This is a genomic window from Micromonospora sp. NPDC005197, from assembly GCF_040608295.1.
Lineage (GTDB): Bacteria > Actinomycetota > Actinomycetes > Mycobacteriales > Micromonosporaceae > Micromonospora.
Genome location: NZ_JBEXHY010000217.1, coordinates 1,874 through 3,512, shown reverse-complemented (window position 1 = coordinate 3,512; position 1,639 = coordinate 1,874). Strand labels below are relative to the sequence as shown.

1 rRNA gene (only partly in view) is annotated in these 1,639 nt (G+C 56.9%); it reads right to left on the bottom strand.

The annotated features are described in order from the left end of the window. A 23S ribosomal RNA gene (locus ABZU46_RS30875) occupies positions 1-1,561 on the bottom strand (it extends 1,743 nt beyond the left edge of the window). Between the last annotated feature and the right edge of the window lie 78 nt (positions 1,562-1,639).

Genomic DNA, 1,639 nt, shown 5'->3' with positions numbered 1-1,639 from the left:
ATGGTTAGCACAACGAGGTTCATCAGGGACGCTCTTTCGCGGGTACGGGAATATCAACCCGTTGTCCATCGACTACGCCTCTCGGCCTCGCCTTAGGTCCCGACTCACCCAGGGCGGATTAGCCTGGCCCTGGAACCCTTGGTCATCCGGCGGAAGGGTTTCTCACCCTTCTTTCGCTACTCATGCCTGCATTCTCACTCGTGCCGCGTCCACAACTGGGTCACCCCGCTGCTTCACTCGCGGCACGACGCTCCCCTACCCATCCACACACCTGCACAAGGAATCAAGTCCAAGCGAGGTTAAAATGTGAATGCCACAGCTTCGGCGGTGTGCTTGAGCCCCGCTACATTGTCGGCGCGGAACCACTTGACCAGTGAGCTATTACGCACTCTTTAAAGGGTGGCTGCTTCTAAGCCAACCTCCTGGTTGTCTATGCGACCCCACATCCTTTTCCACTTAGCACACGCTTAGGGGCCTTAGCTGGTGATCTGGGCTGTTTCCCTCTCGACTACGAAGCTTATCCCCCGCAGTCTCACTGCCGCGCTCTCACTTACCGGCATTCGGAGTTTGGCTGGTTTCGGTAAGCTTGTGGGCCCCCTAGACCATCCAGTGCTCTACCTCCGGCAAGAAACACGCGACGCTGCACCTAAATGCATTTCGGGGAGAACCAGCTATCACGGAGTTTGATTGGCCTTTCACCCCTAACCACAGGTCATCCCCCAACTTTTCAACGTTGGTGGGTTCGGCCCTCCACGCGGTCTTACCCGCGCTTCAGCCTGCCCATGGCTAGATCACTCCGCTTCGGGTCTAGGACACGCGACTGAATCGCCCTATTCAGACTCGCTTTCGCTACGGCTCCCCCACACGGGTTAACCTCGCCACATGCCACTAACTCGCAGGCTCATTCTTCAAAAGGCACGCCGTCACCCCGCAAGGCTCCGACGGATTGTAGGCGAACGGTTTCAGGTACTATTTCACTCCCCTCCCGGGGTACTTTTCACCATTCCCTCACGGTACTCGTCCGCTATCGGTCACCAGGAAGTATTTAGGCTTACCAGGTGGTCCTGGCAGATTCACGGCAGATTTCAGGGGTCCGCCGCTACTCGGGAACACCCACAGAAGGTCAGCAACTTTCACCTACCGGACTTTCACCGTCTACGGTCAGCCATTCCAGACTGTTCGACTAGCCACTGACTTTGTAACTCCTCGAACAAGTGTCAGCTTGTTCAGTAGGGTCCCACAACCCCGACCACGCAACCCCTGACAGGTATCACACGCAGCCGGTTTAGCCTCAATCCGCTTTCGCTCGCCACTACTCACGGAATCACTATTTGTTTTCTCTTCCTACGGGTACTGAGATGTTTCACTTCCCCGCGTTCCCTCCACACACCCTATGTGTTCAGGTGTGGGTGACACCACATGACTGGTGCCAGGTTTCCCCATTCGGACACCCTGGGATCACAGCTTGGTTGACAGCTCCCCCAGGCCTATCGCGGCCTCCCACGTCCTTCATCGGCTCCTGGTGCCAAGGCATTCACCGTTCGCCCTTGACAACTTGACCACAAAGATGCTCGCGTCCACTGTGCAATTCTCAACAAACGACCAACCCACAACCCGATCCGCCCCACACCAAACCCGG